This is a genomic window from Micromonospora sp. C95, from assembly GCF_018070465.1.
Classification (GTDB): Bacteria; Actinomycetota; Actinomycetes; order Mycobacteriales; family Micromonosporaceae; genus Micromonospora.
Map to the genome: position 1 here is coordinate 1 of NZ_JAGPXT010000001.1, position 19,388 is coordinate 19,388.

19 protein-coding genes and 1 pseudogene are annotated in these 19,388 nt (G+C 69.8%); 6 read left to right on the forward strand and 14 right to left on the reverse strand.

Features of this window, described 5'->3' with window-relative positions; translation table 11 throughout:
- Window positions 1-1,196: 1,196 nt before the first annotated feature.
- Entirely contained in the window at window positions 1,197-1,418 is a 222-nt protein-coding gene (locus tag KBX00_RS00005) for a hypothetical protein (RefSeq protein ID WP_210821911.1), read from the reverse strand.
- A 741-nt stretch (window positions 1,419-2,159) separates the two neighbouring features.
- Here KBX00_RS00005 and KBX00_RS00010 point away from each other — a divergent pair.
- The 3 genes from KBX00_RS00010 to KBX00_RS00020 are packed head-to-tail and all read left to right on the forward strand — an operon-like array spanning window position 2,160 to window position 3,732.
- The gene (locus KBX00_RS00010) at window positions 2,160-2,750 is read left to right on the forward strand and encodes a winged helix-turn-helix domain-containing protein (protein ID WP_307867897.1); all 591 of its coding nucleotides are present in this window, start codon (window positions 2,160-2,162) and stop codon (window positions 2,748-2,750) included.
- Window positions 2,747-3,289 carry a cysteine dioxygenase family protein gene (locus tag KBX00_RS00015; RefSeq protein WP_210821915.1) on the forward strand — a complete coding sequence of 181 codons (543 nt, stop codon included), beginning with the start codon at window positions 2,747-2,749 and terminating at the stop codon, window positions 3,287-3,289. Before KBX00_RS00010 ends, KBX00_RS00015 begins: the two co-directional genes overlap by 4 nt.
- Window positions 3,286-3,732, forward strand: a complete 447-nt coding sequence (locus tag KBX00_RS00020) for a rhodanese-like domain-containing protein (RefSeq protein ID WP_307867898.1) — start codon at window positions 3,286-3,288, stop codon at window positions 3,730-3,732. The genes KBX00_RS00015 and KBX00_RS00020 overlap by 4 nt, the downstream gene beginning before the upstream one ends.
- Before the next feature lie 88 nt (window positions 3,733-3,820).
- Here the strand turns inward: KBX00_RS00020 and KBX00_RS00025 are convergent, their stop codons facing one another.
- Genes KBX00_RS00025 through KBX00_RS00045 form a run of 5 tightly spaced genes read right to left on the reverse strand, consistent with a single transcriptional unit; the run spans window position 3,821 to window position 7,964 of the window.
- Window positions 3,821-4,831 (reverse strand): sulfate/molybdate ABC transporter ATP-binding protein, encoded by a 1,011-nt coding sequence (locus KBX00_RS00025; RefSeq protein ID WP_210821916.1) that lies wholly within the window; start codon window positions 4,829-4,831, stop codon window positions 3,821-3,823.
- Window positions 4,828-5,667, reverse strand: a complete 840-nt coding sequence (locus KBX00_RS00030; protein ID WP_210821917.1) for a sulfate ABC transporter permease — start codon at window positions 5,665-5,667, stop codon at window positions 4,828-4,830. Before KBX00_RS00030 ends, KBX00_RS00025 begins: the two co-directional genes overlap by 4 nt.
- Window positions 5,660-6,508, reverse strand: coding sequence for a sulfate ABC transporter permease subunit CysT (gene cysT / locus KBX00_RS00035; protein WP_210821918.1), 849 nt, complete (start codon window positions 6,506-6,508; stop codon window positions 5,660-5,662). The genes KBX00_RS00030 and cysT overlap by 8 nt, the downstream gene beginning before the upstream one ends.
- The gene (locus KBX00_RS00040) at window positions 6,505-7,524 is read right to left on the reverse strand and encodes a sulfate ABC transporter substrate-binding protein (RefSeq protein WP_210821919.1); all 1,020 of its coding nucleotides are present in this window, start codon (window positions 7,522-7,524) and stop codon (window positions 6,505-6,507) included. The genes cysT and KBX00_RS00040 overlap by 4 nt, the downstream gene beginning before the upstream one ends.
- On the reverse strand, window positions 7,521-7,964 hold the full coding sequence (locus KBX00_RS00045) for an Rrf2 family transcriptional regulator (protein ID WP_210822771.1): 444 nt from the start codon (window positions 7,962-7,964) through the stop codon (window positions 7,521-7,523). Before KBX00_RS00045 ends, KBX00_RS00040 begins: the two co-directional genes overlap by 4 nt.
- Window positions 7,965-8,132: 168 nt before the next feature.
- On the opposite strand from KBX00_RS00045, the gene KBX00_RS00050 reads away from it, so the two are divergent.
- Window positions 8,133-9,287 carry a glutamate-cysteine ligase family protein gene (locus KBX00_RS00050; RefSeq protein ID WP_210821920.1) on the forward strand — a complete coding sequence of 385 codons (1,155 nt, stop codon included), beginning with the start codon at window positions 8,133-8,135 and terminating at the stop codon, window positions 9,285-9,287.
- A gap of 59 nt (window positions 9,288-9,346) precedes the next feature.
- Here KBX00_RS00050 and KBX00_RS00055 read toward each other — a convergent pair whose 3' ends face one another.
- The 7 genes from KBX00_RS00055 to KBX00_RS29760 all read right to left on the reverse strand — a co-directional run bounded on the left by KBX00_RS00055 (window position 9,347) and on the right by KBX00_RS29760 (window position 15,028).
- Window positions 9,347-9,955: a malonic semialdehyde reductase gene (locus KBX00_RS00055; protein WP_210821922.1), complete on the reverse strand. Its 609-nt coding sequence runs from the start codon at window positions 9,953-9,955 to the stop codon at window positions 9,347-9,349.
- Entirely contained in the window at window positions 9,952-10,527 is a 576-nt protein-coding gene (locus KBX00_RS00060) for a flavin reductase family protein (RefSeq protein ID WP_210821924.1), read from the reverse strand. The genes KBX00_RS00055 and KBX00_RS00060 overlap by 4 nt, the downstream gene beginning before the upstream one ends.
- Complete coding sequence (locus KBX00_RS00065) at window positions 10,524-11,858, reverse strand: LLM class flavin-dependent oxidoreductase (RefSeq protein ID WP_210821926.1); 1,335 nt, start codon at window positions 11,856-11,858, stop codon at window positions 10,524-10,526. The genes KBX00_RS00060 and KBX00_RS00065 overlap by 4 nt, the downstream gene beginning before the upstream one ends.
- A 15-nt stretch (window positions 11,859-11,873) precedes the next feature.
- Window positions 11,874-12,731, reverse strand: a complete 858-nt coding sequence (locus KBX00_RS00070) for an ABC transporter permease (protein ID WP_210821928.1) — start codon at window positions 12,729-12,731, stop codon at window positions 11,874-11,876.
- The gene (locus KBX00_RS00075) at window positions 12,724-13,707 is read right to left on the reverse strand and encodes an ABC transporter ATP-binding protein (RefSeq protein WP_210821931.1); all 984 of its coding nucleotides are present in this window, start codon (window positions 13,705-13,707) and stop codon (window positions 12,724-12,726) included. Before KBX00_RS00075 ends, KBX00_RS00070 begins: the two co-directional genes overlap by 8 nt.
- Window positions 13,704-14,738 (reverse strand): ABC transporter substrate-binding protein, encoded by a 1,035-nt coding sequence (locus KBX00_RS00080; protein ID WP_210821933.1) that lies wholly within the window; start codon window positions 14,736-14,738, stop codon window positions 13,704-13,706. The genes KBX00_RS00075 and KBX00_RS00080 overlap by 4 nt, the downstream gene beginning before the upstream one ends.
- Before the next feature lie 212 nt (window positions 14,739-14,950).
- Complete coding sequence (locus KBX00_RS29760) at window positions 14,951-15,028, reverse strand: putative leader peptide (RefSeq protein WP_349881247.1); 78 nt, start codon at window positions 15,026-15,028, stop codon at window positions 14,951-14,953.
- A 575-nt stretch (window positions 15,029-15,603) separates the two neighbouring features.
- On the opposite strand from KBX00_RS29760, the gene KBX00_RS00085 reads away from it, so the two are divergent.
- Both KBX00_RS00085 and KBX00_RS00090 read left to right on the forward strand, forming a co-directional pair.
- Window positions 15,604-17,115 carry a tyrosine-type recombinase/integrase gene (locus tag KBX00_RS00085; RefSeq protein ID WP_210822773.1) on the forward strand — a complete coding sequence of 504 codons (1,512 nt, stop codon included), beginning with the start codon at window positions 15,604-15,606 and terminating at the stop codon, window positions 17,113-17,115.
- A complete protein-coding gene (locus tag KBX00_RS00090; protein WP_210821935.1) occupies window positions 17,115-18,401 on the forward strand; it encodes an IS256 family transposase in 1,287 nt (428 codons plus the stop codon). Before KBX00_RS00085 ends, KBX00_RS00090 begins: the two co-directional genes overlap by 1 nt.
- Before the next feature lie 100 nt (window positions 18,402-18,501).
- Here the strand turns inward: KBX00_RS00090 and KBX00_RS00095 are convergent.
- Window positions 18,502-19,280, reverse strand: a pseudogene (locus tag KBX00_RS00095) (transposase family protein).
- Window positions 19,281-19,388 lie beyond the last annotated feature (108 nt).

The window sequence follows — 19,388 nt, forward strand, 5'->3', positions numbered from 1 at the left end:
CACGCCGAAACCATCCCAGAAGCCGGCCACGACCTTCCTGTCCGCTGCCCCGAACTGGTCAGCAACCGGACCATCCAGTTCACCGCCGCAACCGAGAAGCAAGCATGAACATCCGCTCATCGGCATGAGCGTGCGCCGGTGTTGGCAGTCCCGAACCGCGTCGTGCAGGCACCGCACGTGAACGGTTCGTGGGCGAAGCCGCTCGACCAACACCCTCCCGTGCCGGTCACCGGCGGCTGCTACATCGGCCGCTGCGGTTCATCGCGTAGCCGGCACCGACCTGGTCCAGACCCGATGGACACCCCGGCGACGAGCCGGGAGCCCGGCTCGTGCCGGCCCAAACCCAACCCGCACGGTCTTCAACCGCACCGTGTCAAGTGCCCTCCACTACCCGGCGCCCGGGACAGGACAACCGGGCGGAAATCAGATGTCCACACCACCACCGCCACCACTGGCCACAGTGGACAGAAACCGACGACCTGCCGACGTGCACGTCCACCATGATCCAAACGAGGCGACACGCACACGCACTGGTCAGCACGCACGAGCACAAACCGCCACTCAGACGGCACGCGAACCTTGGAGCACCAACGGAGCACCAAGCTCCCACATCGTGGGAGCTTGGTGCACATACTGGGAAACGGTCAAGGCCGCAACCAACGTTTTAGCTGGTCACGGCCTTGATTGTGTGGCGCGCCCGAAGGGACTCGAACCCCTAACCTTCTGATCCGTAGTCCGGACCCGTCAGATGCTCTCTACGCTGCGTAACCGCCGCTTCACACGTGCCGCTGAGTGGTGCTGCGTGCCGAAACAAGCGGCTGAGTATCTGCTGGTCCGGGCGCTACAGCGAATGAAGGGTCAAGATCAGGCGTGAAAAGGTCGGGCGAGCGAGGCGTCCGTTGCCGATTCCGATCAGTTCGTGCCGACCAAGTACCGGACATCCGAGCACCAACGGAGCACCATCACGGCAGGTGACCGTGGGCTCGTGCCAGTTCCCCGGCGTACGAGCAGCCACGGAGCAACCATCCCCACCCGTCGCGCGTGTCGGTCGGCGTGCTGGACGAGTTCCGATGGTGCTCGATCGGTGCTGAACATCCGAGCACCATCGGAGCAGGGAACCACCGAGATCCGCCGGTAGCCGGCGCCGAGCACCCCAGCGAAGACGACCATCGGTGTGTACGACGCTTGCCCGCCGATCAGAACGCCGTAACGGTTCCCGAGAATCCCACGAAGATCGCCGCCGCCAGAACCGTCACCACCGCGACCGCGCGCAGGTCCGCCACCCGGGCCGCGAACATCCCCACCACCGCGGCGATGACCATCACCCGCGCTGGCAACTCTCCCACCTCGAACACCGCCGCCGCAGCCAGGGCCGCTCCGACGAGCGCCACCGACCCCGCAGCCGTGCTCACGCCCACCGGCGTCGCGACACCTACACCAGCGTCCTACCCCACGACCAACGCCGCTGCGCCGACGCCACCGCCCACCTCGTCCTCGCCGCCGCCCACCACACCCGCGCGAAGATCCGCAAGAGCGGCCGCCGCAACCGCCCCCAACCTCGACCCGCAGCAGATACTCCAGCCCGCAGGGCATCCGCCGAGGGAAAGGAGCCGCAGGTCACCAATCCCCGCCCGAACCCACCGTCACGGAACGCGATGACACCCGAATGGCACCCACGTGATACCCACCGTCCGAACAGGCCGAACAACAGAAAGTCCGCACTGCGTTCACACAGTTCAGGCCCCTTATGATCTTGCGCGTCGAAGGGACTCGAACCCCTAACCTTCTGATCCGTCGGCCGGCCCTGCGTCCGGCGTCCTGACGTGAGCCAGCGCTCGGAACCCGCAGAGGGATGTAGAACGCGGCAGGACCTACTCGATGAAACCCTGTGAGCCGCTCCGATGTCAGCGAATTTATACTCTTCTCCTATAGGATCAGTATGTTATTCTGCTGGCATGACCGCTCGAATGACTGGCCCGGCCGGCGCTGCAGCTGCTGGGATGCTCGTCGTTCGGCGGTATGTCGACTTCCAGCGCACCCGCAGCGCTCTCTGTCGCTAGGCGAGGCCCACTCCGGGGCGGCACGCATCGGAGCAGGGCACGTAAACGGTTGATCATCATCCGCTTCTTCCGCCCATGCTGGAGTCCACGATGACAGTTGTGCCTGACGTTCTGCGCCTGCCGGGTCAGCGGGCGAATCTACCCGAGCGCGAGCTCCATCTGACGATCACGGTTCACCTCAGGCTTGATGCTGCCGTCCCTGACGAAAAGGACCTGTTGCGGCAGTTGGTGGCACGGCTGTCGGCGATGAGCGCTACCGGCCTGCCGGACTGGCTCGGGCATGTCCGTCCCGACGTCCCGGATGGTCCGGATGTGATCCGCATCGATCCTGATGCCCGGACCGTCGCCCGAGGTGGCGTGCCGGTCGAGTTGTGCCGGCGGGAGTACGACCTGTTGCTGTTTTTCGCCGAGCACCCCGGCCGCGTGCTCACCCGCGCTCAGCTCCTGGACGGGGTGTGGAACCAGCCGTTCACGGGGCCTAGGACCGTCGACGTCCATATTCGGCGGCTGCGGCACAAGCTGGGTGTTCGAACGCCCTTGATCAGCACAGTGCATGGTGTGGGTTACCGGCTTGCGGCCGATGCTTCCGTCGTCGTGGTGCGCGCCCCGCGCCATGCTTCCGATGGGCGCGAGGTCTCCGTCGCGCCCACCGGTCCGCTCTCGGGTCACCCGCGGCGGAGGGCGGCATGAGCACGGCGGTATCTCGCACGGGGTTCGCTCCGCGTGGTGCGGGTGGCGACCCGCTGGCCATTGCCCGCCGGTACGCCGCTCGTCGCGCCAACTGGCCGCAGGTGCGGTTCGACCGGCGGCGGCGCTGGTACCAGCGCCTCGCCGTGGGTCCGGAGGCCGAGGTGTGGCTGTTGAGCTGGCTGCCAGGGCAGGGCACCGATCTGCACGACCACGGTGGTGCGGCGGGTGCGTTCCTGGTGGTCGCCGGCACGCTGACCGAACACACGCCGACCGGCGGCAACCGTGACGGCGATGTCTTCGGGTCGGCCGGTCCACGTCGCCGTGACGACGGCGGCTGGCGGTTGCGGCAGAGCCGGTGGGGCGAAGGGCAGGGCCGGGTGTTCGGTGCCCGGCACATCCACCGGATCCGCAACGCGGGAGGGGAGCCCGCGGTGAGCGTGCACGTGTACCGTCCCGCGCTGCAGGAGATGACCCGCTACGAGATAACGGACGACCGCCTCGTCGTTACCGCCGTGGACAGTGCCGGGGTGGACTGGTGAGGCGCGGGGATAATCCGCCGGCCGGCTCCCGAGGCATCGACGAGATCCTCGCCGCGGCGCGTGGTCGGTTGCGCCGGCTGGCCCCCGTCGACGCCCACGCGGCGCAGCGGGCTGGAGCCGTCCTCGTCGACATCCGGCCCATGGCACAGCGGTCCGCGTGCGGAGAGATTCCGGGGGCTGTGGTGATCGAACGCAACGTGCTCGAATGGCGTTTGGATCCGCGCAGCGACGCCCGCCTCGACCTCGCCGACGGGTACGACCTCGCGGTGGTGGTCGTCTGCCAGGAGGGCTACACCTCGTCGCTGGCCGCTGCGGCGCTGCAGGATCTTGGCCTGTGGCGGGCGACCGACGTCGTCGGCGGCTTCGCCGCGTGGCAGGCAGACGGTCTGCCAGTGGAACACCTCCACCAGGGGCCGGTCGGCCGGCGGGGAGATCCCGGGTGACGACGGCGGTGTCCCGGCCGGGGCGGGCGAGCCAATGTACGGCGCCCCGTCCCTGGCCAGGACGATCGTCCGGCCCGGCCAGGGTGATTCAGCGCGAGGCGGCGAGGCTCGCCGACGCCGACGCGCGGGGCCGGGACGTGGTGGCGACCGTGGGACTGTCCGGCGCGACCGTCAGGTGGACCGACGCCCTGTCGTGGAGGCCGAGGGCGAGGAACTCGTTGCGGGTCAGGGTCACGGCGACGACCTGGCCGGCGTTGGTGGTGACCTCGATGCGGATCTCGAAGCCGACGCGGGTGATCCGGGTTATCCGCCCGGGCACCGCTGCTGGCTTCCCGTCGCCGGCGTGGATCTGCAGGTCGTGCGGCCGGACGAGGAGGCCGCCGAGCTGGGTGACGGGGCCGAGGAAACGCATGACGAAGTCGTTGGCCGGGCGGTCGTACAGCTCGTCCGGCGGCCCGATCTGTTCCACCCGGCCCTCGTTGATGACGACGATCTCGTCGGCGACCTCGAGTGCTTCTTCCTGGTCGTGAGTGACGAAGACGGTGGTGACGTGCACCTCGTCGTGCAGGCGGCGCAGCCAGTCGCGCAGCTCCTTGCGGACCTTGGCGTCGAGGGCGCCGAAGGGTTCGTCGAGCAGCAGCACGGTCGGTTCGACGGCGAGCGCGCGGGCCAGGGCCATGCGTTGGCGTTGGCCGCCGGACAGCTGTGACGGGAGCCGGTCGGCGAACTGTTCCAGGTGGACCAGGGCGAGCAGTTCGTCGACGCGGTTGCGGATATCGGCCTTGGGGCGCTTGCGGATCTCCAGGCCGAAGGCCACGTTGCGCCGTACCGACAGGTGTTTGAAGGCCGCGTAGTGCTGGAACACGAAGCCGACGTTGCGTTTCTGGGGTGGGAGGCTGGTCGCGTCCACCCCGTCGATCTCGACCCGGCCGGTGTCGGCGCGTTCCAGACCGGCGATGATGCGCAGCAGTGTGGACTTCCCGCCGCCGGAGGGGCCGAGCAGGGCCGTGAGCTGGCCGGCCGGGATGCTCACCGACACGTCGTCGAGCGCGACGAACCCTCCGAAACGCTTGCCGACATTGGCGATCTCGATACTCAACGGTCTTCCTTCGGCCTGAGGGCGGATACGACGATGATGCTGGCCACGGCGACGAGTGCGAGGAGGAAGGCGGTGGCGTACGCGCCGCCCTTGTCGAAGTTCAGGTACTTCTCCTCGACCACGAGGGTGGCGGTGCGGGTCTGGCCGAGCACGTTGCCGGAGACGACCTTGACCGCGCCGAACTCGCCCAGCGACCGGGCGAGGCTCAACACGACCCCGTAGATCACACCCCATTTGATCGAGGGCAGGGTGATCCGGCGGAACGTCTGCAGCGCGTTGGCGCCCAGGCTTCGGGCCGCCTGCTCCTGGTCGTCGCCGAGTTCTTCGAGCACCGGCACGACTTCCCGGATGACCAGGGGCAGTGCCACGAAGACGGTGGCCAGCACCATGCCGGGTACCGCGAAGATGATCTGCAGTCCGGCTGCTTCGAGGGTCGGCCCGAACCAGCCTTCCCGGCCGCCGTAGACGAGCACCAGGGCGAGCCCGACGACGATGGGCGAGACCGACAGCGGCACGTCGAGCAGGGCGTTGAGCAGCCGCGTTCCGGGGAAGTTGTAGCGGACGAGCAGAATCGAGATGCCGACGCCGAACACCGTGTTGATCATGACGGCGGCTACCGCGATAACGACGGTGAGCCGCAGCGCGTGGGTCACGTCGGGGTCGGTGAGGATCGCGGTGAGGTCCACGAACCCGTCGGCGAACGCGTTACGGCCGACCAGGTACAGCGGCCACGCCACGAGCAGGAACAGGTAGGTCGTGACCACGAGTCGCAGCAGGTGGCGGACAGGTCCGGGGCCGCCGACCCTGGTGCCGGTCGTTCGGGAGTGGTCAGCCACGGCGCACCACCCGGCGTTGGACGAGGTCGAGCACGACGATGACGGCGAACGAGATGGTCAGTAGTACGACCGCGACCGCCGCCGCGCTGTCGGGGTTGTCGTTCTCGATGCTGCTGAGGATGCGGACCGACGCCACCTCGGTGCGCATCGGCAGGTTGCCGGAGAGCAGGACCAGCGAGCCGTACTCGCTGATCCCCCGAGCGAACGACAGCGCGGCGCCGGCCGCGATGGCCGGGGTGAGGCTCGGCAGGATGATCCGCCGGAACGTGGTGAGGCGGCTGGCGCCCAGTGATGCCGCCGCCTCCTCGATCTCCGGGTCGAGTTCGGCGAGGACCGGTTGCACGGTACGCACGATGAACGGCAGCGTGACGAACAGGAAGGCGAGGAACACCGCGGCCCGGGTGTTGGCGACGTTGACCCCCAAAGGGCTGTCCGGCCCGTACAGCGACAGGAGTACCAGCCCGGCGACGATGGTCGGCAGCGCGAACGGGACGTCGATGAGGATCTCCAGCGCCCGCTTGCCGGCGAACCGGTCCCGCACCAGCACCCAGGCGATCAGGGTGCCCATGACGATGTTGACCAGGGTGACGAGTGCCGCGGTGCCCACGGTGAGGCGGATCGCGGCGGCGGTCTGCTCGTTGGTCACCGTCTGCCAGAGGCCACCCCAGCCACCCTGGGACGCGGTCACCACCACGGCGGCCAGCGGGATGAGCACGAGCAGGCTGAACCAGAGCATCGCCACGCCCAGGCCCAGGCCGGAGACCGGGGTCAGCGGAAGGCCGCCCCGGGCGGACCGGCGGTTGGCCGCCGGTCCGTCCGGGGCGAGTACGGCCGAGGTCACTGAGCCTTCCCGGAGTCCGCGATGATCTTGGTGACGATGCCGTTGTTCTCGTCAAAAAACTTGGTGGACAGCGCGGACCAGCTCTCGAAGTCCTTGTCGACGGTGAGAAGCTTCTGCGGCGTCGGGAAGGGGTTGTTCGGGTCGAGTGCGCCCTCGACGCCGCTGGTGTCGACCCCGTCGATGATCGGCCGGAAACCCTTGAGCGCGAACTGGCGCTGGCCCTGCGTGCCGAGGACGAAGTCCAGCCATTCCTTCGCCTTCGGGTCCGCGTCCTTGAGGACCGCGCCGGGGTTCTCGATCCGGATGGTGGTCGCCGGCAGCACCCAGTCGAGTTCCTCGCCGTTCTGACGGGCGAGGATGGTCTCGTTCTCGTAGGCGAGCAGGACGTCGCCGGTGCCGCCGAGGAACGCCGTGGTGGCGTCCCGGCCGCTGTTGGGCAGTGCCACCACGTTCGCGAAGAGCTTGGTGAGGTACTCCTCGGCCTGGGCTTCGGTTCCGCCGTTGGCGGTGATGTGCCCCCAGGCGGCGAGGGCGTTCCACCGGGCGGAGCCCGAGGAGGCCGGGTTCGGCGTCACGATCCCGATACCCGGCTTGACCAGGTCGTCCCAGCCCTGGATGTTCTTCGGGTTGCCCTTGCGGACCGCCAGCACGACCACCGACGAGGACACGATGCCCTTGTTCGGGCCGTCGTCCCAACTCTGGTCGACCAGCCCCGCATCGACCAGCCGGGTCACGTCGCTGGCCACCGAGAAGTGGACATAGTCGGCCTTCAAGCCGGCCACCACCGCACGGCTCTGGTCACCCGAAGCACCGTAGGAGGTCTTGAATCCCACGCCTTCGCCCGCGTCGGTCTTGATCCACTCGGCCGCGATCGCCTTGTTCGCCGCCTCGGGCACCGCGAACCCGACGACGTTGAGTGTCGTGCCGTCTCCGGCCGCCTGCCCACCTCCACACGCGGTCAGCGCCAGACCGGCAACCAACGCGACCACAGCGGTGAACTTATGTCTGTTCCTCACGGGGTTTCCATCCTCCTTCGCCGCGCGGGAGCGCGGTGCGTCGTGGCAGGTGACACCTGCTGTTCTGCGTCGTCCGCAAACCCTCCGCGCAGCAGGTCGGCGAGGCTGGCCCGGTCGACGACCTCCTCGACGGCCCGGTGGACCGACCGCCACACCTCGCTGAGCCCGCTGGCGACGCCCTGGTACGACGTTGCGGCGACGGGCAACCCACGGACCGCGGTGATCGCCCCGACCGTGGCCCGCAGCACGTCGCCGACCCTGATCTCCTCAGGCGAACGGGTCAGCCGGTAGCCGCCGTCGGTGCCGCGGAGGCTGTCCACCATGTCGGCCCGACGCAGGTCGAGCAGGATGCCGCTCAGGAACGGATGCGGAATGTCCTGGCTCGACGCCAGCACGAGCATCGCCCGCAGGGCGTAGTCGGTGCGCGCCGAGACGTACAGAACCCACTCCCCACTCTCCGATGTTTCCTACTTGAGATATAGGAATAGTGGACTAAGCTGGTCTCGTCAAGACCCGTCCCGCCACTCACCGGGCAACGCCCCGCCGTGTGGGCGATTCCCCACCGGACAAGTGGCTTGAGGCTGGTGCTCCCCACCCAGGAGGCTCGAATGCACGCCACCGCCGGACCGCCGCTGGCCGAACAGGACGCGGAGGCGTACCTGGCCCGGCACGCCTTCCACACCGGCACTCCCCGGCTCGTCGGACTGCGCGTCGAGTGGCTGCTGCGTGACTCGACCGACCCAGGGCGCGCCGTGCCGGCGCCACGGGTGAAGTCGGCGCTCGCCGCGCACGGCGCACCTCCCCACGGGCGGCACGAGGTCGCCCCTTCCGGTGCGATCACGGTGATCAGCCCGCCATACCGCGACCTGGGCGAGTGTGTCCGCCGTACCGCCGAGGACCTTGCCGCGATACGCGCGGGACTCGCCGGCGGCGGCCTGGCCGCCCTGCCCCGCGCGGTCGATCCGCGCCGCGCGACGACGGCCGCCGCGGCGGTGCGGGTACGCCTCGACGCCGGCCACGCCGCGTCCGGCCCGCTCGGGTTCCGCCGCCGGTGGGCCCTCGCCCACGCCGTCGGTCCGGTGTTGCTGGCCGCGTTCGCCAACTCGCCTACGACCGCGGGCGGCGGGTGGCGCTCCAGCCGGCAGGCCACGCTGCTACGACTCGACCCCCGCCGTACCGCGCCACCGCCCGGCGGCGATCCCCGCGAGTCCTGGTCCCGCTACGCGCTGGATGCCCCGGTGGCCTCTCCCGCCGGTCCCGGCACGGCTCCGGTCGGGTTGACCTTCCGGCAATGGCTCCGTGCCGGTCACCCGCGTCGGCCAACTCTCGACGACCTCGATCGCCACCTGGATACGCTGCTGCCCCCGGTGCGCCCACGTGGACACCTGGAACTCGCGATGATCGACGGACAGCCGGTCGACGGCTGGCCCATGCCGCTCGCCGTCGCCGCCGCGCTCTTCGCCGACGCCCAGGCCGGCGACGAGGCGCTGGCCGCCACCGAGCGGCTGCACGCCCTCCGTGAGCCCTACCGGCGCGGTCCGTGGACGCGTGCCGCCAGGCACGGCCTGCGAGACCCCCACCTCGCCGCCGCAGCGCGGGAGTGCTTCCACATCGCGTACGCGGCCCTGGCCCGTACCGGCGCCCCGCCGGCGGTACGCGGCGCGGTCGCCGATTTCATCGAACGCTACGTCGCTCGCCGCCGCTGCCCCGCCGACGACACCATCGCCGCGCTGATCGGCGACGGCACCACGGCGCGGACCTGACCACCAGCAGATCCGGTCAGGACGGGTTCCCCGGACAACGACGGTCCGCGAGGTGGAGCCTAGAGGGCCCAAACCACTTGATCAGTAGGCAGGCGCGGCAGCCGGTCACGCCAGGCGTCCGGGCCGGGCCGGCCGATGTTGAGCAGCAGCAGCACCTCGTGACGGCCGTCCGGGAAGAACTCCTGCCCGACTGCTGCGGCGTCGAAGCCGGCCATCGGGCCGGCGGCCAGCCCCGCCGCCCGGACGCCGACGATCAGGTAGCCGATCTGCAGGGCGGCGTTGAACCGGGCCTGCGCCGCCCGCTGGTCGCGTTCGGCGAGCCAGTCCTTGGCCTGGGGCCGGTGCGGGAACAGCTCGGGTAGCCGCTCGTGGAAGTCGATGTCGGCGGCGAGCACCGCGGTCAGCGGGGCGCTCTGGGTCTTGGCCCGGTTGCCGCCGGCCAGGTGCGGCAGCAGCCGGGCGCGTGCCTGCGCCGAGCGCAGCAGCAACACCCGCAGGGGTTGGCCGTTGAGCGCGGTCGGCCCGTACCGGACGAGGTCGTGGATCGCGGCGACCTGAGCGTCGGTGACCGGTTCGTTGGTGAACGTGTTCGCGGTGCGGGCCGCCCGGAACAGCAGGTCCTGGGCGGCCCGGTCGAGCGCGAGCAGGTCGGCGGAGGCGACGCTCACGCGGGCACCGTCGGCTCGGCCGTCGTGTACGCGCCCCGGTGGTAGACCAGCGGGTCCCCGTCCTCGCCCGGGCCGAGCGCGAGGGGTTCGGCGATCACGACGGTGTGGTCGCCGGCCGGCACGCGATGCACGACGCGGCAGAGCATCAGGGCCAGCACCCCGTGCAGCAGCGGCACCCCGAACGGCCCCGGCGACCAGTCCGGGTACGCGGCGAACCGGTCGATGCCGCTGGTGGCGAAGATCCGGGCCGCGTCCCGTTGACCTTCGTTGAGCAGGTGCACGGCGACGTGTTCGGCACGGGCCAGCACCGGCCAGCTGGACGAGGTGACGCCGAGGCAGAACGAGACCAGCGGCGGGTCCAGCGACACCGACGTGAACGAGGTCGCGGTGAAGCCGGCGCGGACCGGGTCCCCCAGCCCGCCCAGGCAGGTCCGATCGTTGGTGCCCGGCGCCACGGCGGTGACCACGACCACCGTGGCGGCCTGCCGGCGCAGCACCGCGCGGAACAGGTCCCGGTCCACCGGCAGCAGGTCGGTGGGCGCGTGCGCCCGGGGTCGGTCGACGGTGGTCACGCCGGCACCAGGGCCGGCGTGGCGTACGCGCTGGCCGGGCGCGGCAGCCCGTAGTGCTCGCGCAGCGTCCGGCCGGTGTACTCGTGCCGGAACAGCCCCCGCGCCCGCAGCAGCGGCACCACGTGGTCGACGAAGTCCGCCAGCCCGGAGGGCAGCAGCGGCGGCATGACGTTGAAGCCGTCGGCGGCGCCCGAGGTGAACCACAGCTCGATCTGGTCGGCGACCTGCTCGGGGGCGCCGGCCACCACCCGGTGACCCCGGCCGCCGCCGAGCCGGCCGATGAGCTGCCGGATGGTGAGCCGCTCCCGGCGTGCCAGGTCGACGACGAGCTGGTAGCGGCTCTGGTGGGACTGCACGGCGGTGACGTCGGGCAGATCGGGCAGGGGGCCGTCCAGTGGCAGGCCGGTGAGGTCGAGGCCGGTCATGCCGGAGAGCTGGGCGAGGGCGTGCTCCGGGACGATCAGTGCCTCCAGCTCGTCGGCGAGGGCCCGCGCCTCGGCCTCCGTGCCACCGAGCACCGGGGCGATGCCGGGTAGCACCTTCACCAAGTCCGGGTCGCGGCCGGCGGCGGCGGTGGCCTGCTTGAGCGCGGCGTAGAACCGCTGCCCGTCGGCGAGGGTCTGCTGGGCGGTGAAGACGGCCTCGGCGTACCGGGCGGCGAAGGCGGTGCCGTCGGCCGACGAGCCGGCCTGCACCAGCAGCGGCCGGCCCTGCGGCGGGCGCGGGGTGTTCAGTGGGCCGTGCACCCGGAACCGCTCGCCGGTGTGGTTGATCTCGTGCACCCGGTCGGAGTCGGCGAAGATCCCGGCGGCGGTGTCCAGGACCAGGGCGTCGTCCTCCCAGCTGTCCCACAGCTTGATCGCCACGTCGACGAACTCGGCGGCCCGGCGGTACCGCTCGGCGTGCGCGGGATGGTCGTCGAGGCTGAAGTTGCGGGCCTCGCGGGCCTGGGCCGAGGTGACGATGTTCCATCCCGCCCGGCCGCCGCTGAGGTGGTCCAGCGAGGCGAACTTGCGGGCCAGGTTGAACGGTTCGTTGTAGGTGGTGGACGCGGTGGCGATCAGACCGATGTGCTCGGTGGCCGTGGCCAGCGCGGCGAGCAGGGTCAACGGTTCGAAGACTGCCTGGATGTTGTGCCGCACGGCCGGCCCGACGGCGAGGCCGTCGGCGAGGAACACCGAGTCGAGGGTGCCGCGTTCGGCGGTGCGGGCCAGCTCGACGAAGTGCCGCACGTCGGCGACCCGGTGCGGGTCGGTGCGCGGGTGCCGCCAGGCGGCCTCGTGGTGGCCGACGCCCATCAGGAACGCGTTCAGGTGCAGGGTACGGGACACGACAGGTCCTTCCTTTCAGGAGGCGGAGACGTCGACGCGCCAGGTGGAGAAGCGGCGTTCGACGGCGACGAGGAGCTGGTTGACCACCAGGCCGATCGCGGAGATCGTGATGATCCCGGCGTACATGTCGGGGATCGCGAAGTTGTACTGCGCATAGTTGATGAGGTAGCCGAGGCCGGCCTTCGCGCCAACCATCTCGGCCGCGACGAGCACGAGGATCGAGTACGCCCCGGCCAGCCGCACGCCGGTGAAGATCGTCGGCACCGCGGCCGGCAGGATCACCTTCTGGAACAACCGGAGGTGGTTCAGGCCCATCGAGCGAGCCGAGCGGATCAGCAGCGGGTCGACGCCCTTCACGCCGGCGATGGTGTTGAGCAGGATGGGCCAGGAGCAGGCGTACAGCACCAGGGCGATCTTGGAGGTCTCGCCCAGGCCGAGGATGAGAACGAAGACGGGCAGCAGGGCCAGGGCGGCGGTGTTGCGGAACACCTCCAGCAGCGGGCTGAGCAACTCGGCGAGGGGCCGGTACCAGCCGATCAGCAGCCCGAGCGGGATCGCGGTGAGCACCGCCAGGCCCAGCCCGGTCAGCGATCGGGTGAGGCTGGCGCCCACGTGCTCGGCGAGTTGCCCGCTGCGCAGCAGCGCCGTCCACCCGAGCAGCACCTCCGACAGCGGCGGCAGGAAGACCCGGTCGACCAGGCCCAGCCGGGGTGCGGTCTCCCAGACCAGAGCCAGCGTGAGCAGCGCGGCGGTGCGGTGCAGCACCCGCCCGCCGAGGCCGAGCAGCCGCCGGGGTAGCCGGGGCGCGGCGTCAGTGGCCGCCGTCGCGGCGGCTGTGGCCGCCAGTCGGGGTCGTTCGGCGATGTCAACCAACGCGGGCCTCCTCGTGACGGGCCACCGCCGGCGCTGCGCGGTCCGCGTCGGCGCCCGGCACAGCAGGGATACGACCACCGTCGGGTCCGGTGCCGGCGGTGCGGCCGACTGTCGAGGTGCCGTACCGCGCCCACCGGCGGGAACGGCCGGGCGCGGGAGCGGGAGCGGCTGGTCGCTCGGCGGACTGGGCGGCGCGCACCTCGTCGCGCAGCAGCGTCCAGATCTGGTGCCGGTGATGGCGGAACGCGTCGGTGGAGCGGACGTCCTCCACCGCCCGGTCGCCGAGGTCGATGTCGATGACCTGCTTGATCCGGCCCGGACGGGAGGTCATCACGGCGACCCGCTGGCCGAGGTGGACGGCCTCGTCGATACCGTGGGTGATGAACACGATGGTCTTGCCGGTGGCCTGCCAGATCCGCACCAACTCGTCCTGCAGCGAGTCGCGGGTCTGCGCGTCCAGGGCGGCGAACGGCTCGTCCATGAGCAGGATGTCCGGGTCGTACGCGAGGCTGCGGGCGATCGCCACCCGCTGCTTCATCCCGCCGGACAGCTCGTGCGGGTGGCGGTCGGCGAAGCCGGAGAGCCCCACCAGCTCCAGGTGGTACGCGACCAGGTCGGCGCGCTCGGCACGGGGCACGCCCTTGGCCTCCAGCCCGAACGCGACGTTCCCGGCGGCGGTGCGCCAGGGCAGCAGCGCGTACTGCTGGAAGACGATGCCCCGGTCCAGACCGGGCCCGACGACCGCCTCACCGTCGACGAGCACCTGCCCACCGCTGGGCTTCGACAGCCCGCCGAGCAGGTCGAGCAGAGTGGACTTGCCGCAGCCGCTGGGGCCGACGACGACCAGGAACTCGCCGTCACGTACACCCAGGGTCACCCGGTCCAGCGCGGTGACCGCGCCGGCCTGCGAACGCCGGCTGGCGCGGACCGGGAAGGTCTTCGACACCCGATCAAAGAGGATCTTGTTGGTGCTCACCCGGCACCACCCCCGTTGGCGAACGGGTTGAACCGGTTGGTGTAAATGTCGCCGGGCTTCGGCTTGTCGCCCTCGAGCTCACCCTCGGCGGCGAGCCAGTCGATCCAGGTGCCGAACTCCTGGTCACTGATCACGCCGCCGGTGCCGGCGACGCCGCTGCTCTTCCAATACCTCACCAGCGACGTGTCCTCGTTGCGGCCCCGCTTGGCGATGATCGACTCCATCCGGGCGACCACCGTCTCCCGGGGCTGGTTGCGCGCCCATTCGATGGCCTTGGCAACACCCGAGACGAACGCCCGGACGGTGTCCGGGTTCTTGCGGATGAAGTCGTCGCGGAAGACGTACGTGCCGCCGCTGAACGCGCCGAGCAGCTCGTAGTCGGTGAAGATGGTGCGGATGCCGCCGCTGGCGACGGCCTTGTCCCGGATCACACCGCCGAGCACGGCCACGTCGATCTGCTTCTGCCGCAGCGACTGCTCGGTGCTGACCGGTGGCAGCGCGACCAGCTCGACCTGTTTGATCTCGGCCGGGGTGAGCCCGCCGCGCGCGAGCCATGTCTTGAGTACCGCCTCGGCGTGCGCGCCGAGGGTGTTCATGCCGACCTTCCGGCCGATCAGGTCGCGCGGGCTGCGGACCGGACTGTCGTCGAGCACGTAGTAGCCCTGGAAGGTCTGGGCGTCGGAGCCGTAGTAGCTGACCACCGCAGTGATCGGAGCGTTCGCAGCGGCGAGCTTGACGATCGCGCCGTTGAAAGCCCCACCGAAGTCGCTCTGGCCGGTCGCGGTCGCCTGGATGTCAGCGGGGCCGCCGGTGACGTTGCCGATCCAATCGAGTTCGACATCGCCGAGATAGCCGAGGTCGGCGGCGAGCTCGGGCAGCGTGACCTGCCCGACGGACCCCTGGTAGCGCAGCTTTCTGGCCTGGTCGGAACTGGCCTCGGCGCCCCCACCGCAGCCGGTGACGGCGGCGAGGGCGAGCGCACTCGCGGCGGCGGTGAGCGTACGCAGGACGGCACGACGGGATGAGGACATGGCGGATCTCCTGGGTCTGTCCACGGTGGGTGGCGAGGCACCCGGGCAGGTGTGTGGGCAGGCCGCTCCGCGGTGAGCGGACAAGCCGTGAGTGATGGCACTGGCACCGGACGTGCTCCCGGTGCCGGCGCTGGAAGCAGCGGCTACGTGTCGCCGGTCAGTTGCGGCGGCCGGCCGGCTGCGGTGGTGGTGGTGGTGAGGTCGGCGTCAGCTCAACAGAGCGCGCTCGCGTGCCGGACCAGGTCGACGTGCACACGAGCGGTGAGGAGAAGCTCATCCCGCTGCGACATGCACCCATGTTGACCGCGGATCCTGCAGCCGGTCAACAGTCTGCCGGAAGCGTTCACTGTCCCGAAACACCTACCTGAAAAGTAGGGTTTGTGGGAAGCGGTCTCGGTCGGTGTGAGGGCAGTCCGGGAACACCGCTGCCGGCCTCGCCATTCGGACCCGCGGCGCGACCGGAAATCGGTTCACGTCGTTCGCTGGGTGGACCCGGAGGGTCGGGTGGCCGTCTGGACGTGTGCTGCCGATGTCATGGCCAGCGAGGAGTAGGACGCCCCGGTCCTCACTGATGACCGCTGCTACGCAACGCTACGTAGCGACAGAAGGCGGCACCGCCAGAGAAGGCTAGATCCGCCGCCCTGCCGCCCGAGCGACGGCTCACCCCCAGACAGCACGCACCGATGGTCGGAAGGCACAGCTAGCGAGTATCGGCGGACAGCCCCGTACCAGCAGGCCGACCGACGTCGATGGAGAGGATGACCTCTACGAGAAGGGTGCCGTCATGGGGACGTCAGGTATGATCTTCAAACGGTGCGGATGCCGCAACGACAGCGGCCGGCGGCTGGAACAGCACTGCCCGAATCTGGGCGACCGTGCTCACGGCACCTGGTACTTCCACTGCTCGGCCCGCAACGTGCTCGGCCGATCCGAACGCGTCCGCCGAGGCGGCTTCCCGTCGCAGGCGGCGGCCCGCCGGGCGCGGGATGAGTGGCTGGCCACGACCCAGGCGCAGCGCACCGCCAGCGGCTGGACCGTGCAGCGGTGGCTGCGGCACTGGCTGGAGCAGCACACCCGGATCCGGCCGACCACCCGCCTGCACTACACCCGCGATGTCGAACGCGTCCTGATCCCCCACCTCGGCCCCTACCGGTTCGCCGACCTCGACGCCCGACTGCTGCGCACCGTCTTCGACCAGATCGCCCAGACCACCAACACCAAAGGACTGCCCCAATCGGCGTCGGCGATGCAGCACCTACGCACCACCCTGCGCGCCGCGCTCAACCTCGCCGTCAAACAGGGCCTGATCGACGGCAACCCCGCCCGGCACATCACCGTCGCCGGCTACCGCAAACCCCACGCCCAAGTCTGGACCGACGACCGCGTCCACGCCTGGCACACCACCGGGGAGCACCCCACCGTCGCGGTGTGGACCGCCCCGCAGCTCGGCGCGTTCCTCGACACCGTCACCGACGACCCACTGTTCGCGTTCTGGTGGCTAACCGCCCTACGCGGCCTACGCCGCGGCGAGATGTGCGGACTGCGGTGGACCGAAATCGACCTCAACCGCGGCGTCCTCTACGTCGAACGCAACCGCACCACCGCCGGCTACCAGGTCATCGAAGGCGACCCCAAAACCGCCGCCGGACGCCGCCCAGTCGCCCTGGACAAACGCACCGTCCAGGTTCTGCGCGACCACCGACGCCGCCAAAGAGATCAACAATCTCGCCGAGAGGCAACCGGGAAGACCTGGACCGACTCCGGCTATGTCTTCGTCCGCAAGGATGGCAGCCCCATCCACCCCGGCTACGCCAGCGGCCGATTCCGGCTCCTGGTCAAACGCGCCGGCATCCCGCCGGTCCGACTGCACGACCTACGCCACGGCGCCGCGTCCCTCGCGCATGAAGCCGGAGCTGACCTCAAAACCCTGCAAGACATGCTCGGGCACTCCAGCATCCTGGTCACCGCCGACACCTACACCAGTGTCCTCCCCCAGGTGCAGCGCCGCTGCGCCGACGCGACCGCCCACCTCGTCCTCGCCGCCGCCCACCGCACCCGCGCGAAGATCCGCAAGAGGGGCCGCCGCAACCGACCCCAGCCCCGACCTGCGGCACATACTCCGGCCAGCAAGGCATCCGCGAAGCGGAAGAAGCCGCAGGTCAAGAACCCGCGACTGGCCACACAGTCACGGAATGTGATGACACCCGAGTGGCACCCACGTGACACCCACCGTCCGAACAGGCCGGATAGCAAGAAGGGCCCGATCCGCGTTTCCGCAGCTCGGACCACTTATGATCTTGCGCGCCGGGTCTGTGGATCTGAAGGTGTTTCCGGCCTGACCTGCCGGGCGTTGTGCCTGGTGAGGAGGGTGCCGTGATGACCGCGACCCTGAACGACCAGACCGGACGGAAGAAGCGGCCTGAGCCGTCGGCCGAGGCGAAAGCCGCGGCCGAGCTGGTCCGGGCGGCGAAGGAGCAGGGCCTGTCGCTGACCGGCCCGGACGGGCTGCTGAAGCAGTTGACCAAAACGGTCCTAGAGACCGCGTTGAACGAGGAAATGACCGAGCACCTCGGCTACGAGAAACACGACCAGACCGGCGCCGGCTCGGGCAACATCCGCAACGGCAGCCGGCCGAAGACAGTGCTGACCGACGCGTCGGGGCCGGTGCAGATCGACGTGCCGCGGGACCGGGCCGGCACCTTTAGCCCGCAGATTGTCCGCAAGCGGCAGCGTCGCCTGTCGGGCGTCGACGAGGTCGTGTTGTCGCTGTATGCCAAAGGGTTGACGACCGGGGAGATCAGCGCTCACTTCGCGGAGATCTATGGCGCCTCGGTCAGCAAGGAGACGATCTCGCGGATCACCGACAAGGTGATCGAGGAGATGACCGACTGGTCCCACCGACCCCTCGATGAGATCTACGCGGCGGTGTTCATCGACGCCATCGTGGTCAAGGTGCGAGATGGGCAGGTCGCGAACCGACCCTTCTACGCCGCGATCGGGGTCACCCTCGACGGGGAGAAGGACATCCTCGGGCTGTGGGCCGGCACCGGTGGTGAGGGCGCGAAGTTCTGGATGAGCGTGCTGACCGACCTGCGTAACCGGGGCGTCAAGGACGTCTTCTTCCTCGTCTGCGACGGGCTGAAAGGCCTGCCGGAGGTCGTCACGAACGTGTGGCCCCGCACGATCGTGCAGACCTGCATCATCCATCTGATCCGCAACACGTTCCGGCTGACGTCCCGCCGGTACTGGGATGAGTTGAAGCGGGAGATCAAGCCGATCTACACCGCCGTCAACGCTCAAGCGGCCAGGGCGGCGTTCGATGACCTGGCGGAGAAGTGGGGCGGGCGGTATCCGGCGGTGATCCGCTTGTGGGACAACGCCTGGGCGGAGTTCATCCCGTTCCTCGACTACGACCTGGAGATTCGCACCGTCATCTGCTCCACCAACGCGATCGAGTCCCTCAACGCCCGCTACCGGCGGGCGGTCAAGGCCCGCGGCCACTTCCCCAACGAGCAGGCCGCGTTGAAGTGTCTGTACCTGGTGACCCGGTCCCTGGACCCCACCGGGGCAGGCAGAACCCGATGGACGATGCGCTGGAAACCCGCGTTGAACGCCTTCGCCATCACCTTCAGCGACCGCTTCCCAACCGCTGAAACCTACTAACCAAGATCGCCGGAAACACCCTTAGCGAGACAGGCCCCCGCCGCGCAGGGCCTGTCTCGCTAAGGGTGTTTCCGGCGATCTTGGTTAGTAGGAGCGCTTTTCATCGTGAGTTTTGGCTGGTCGGGCCGTGATGTAGAGCGAGGATGGCCTGGACTATCGCGGTGGCGGGCCGGGGCAGCAGCGGAACTTGACCAAGATCTTCCAGCCCTTGAGGGTGGGGACGGGACGCCCGCCGACGGCGCGGATCTTGGCGTGGTACCGGTTGACGGTCTTCTGCCGGTGGGACAGTCGCGGCCGGTGCCGACGGCGCTTGAAGGGCGTGCGGATGCTGCCGCCGGCGCCTTGGTACGCCTTGTCGGCAAAGGTCATCCCGTTCGCGCTGGTCAGCGCGTCGATTAGGCCGTGGGGCGGGTGGCGGTCAGGTCGTGCGGCGCCGGGCAGGGTGGACGAGGCCCAGATGAGGTGTCCCTTGCAGTCGGCGATGACCTGTACGTTGACTCCGTGCCGCTTGTGCTTTCCGGAGTAGTACGGCCTCTGGTCCGCGACTCGGTCGATCGGGATCAGGGTGCCGTCGAGGATCGCGTACGCGAGCCGGGCGATGCGCTGTATGGCCGCGTTCAGGTCCTCGGCATGCGCGGCGAGCAGGTGGATGGCTTTCCGGACGTAGCGCCAAGCCGTCGTGACGCTGACCGCGAAGCCGCAGGCCAGGCGGGCGCTGGTGTCCCCATTGCGCAGATGGGCCAGGGAGAGTAGGGCCTGCTGGCCGGCGTCGAGGCGCCGCCACCGGCCTTGGCGCCGGATGCGTTCGGCGCGGATGAGGTCGGCCAGGTGGTTCAGGGTACGGATGGACAGCGCGACCGCGGACGGGTAAGACAGCACAGCGAGGCTCCCGGTTGGGGCATCGGATCTTGGTCGACTGCTGTCTTACCGGGAGCCTCCTCCTATGGCGACAGACCCTTGCCCGCATCCAACGTGACCAGGCCCGTC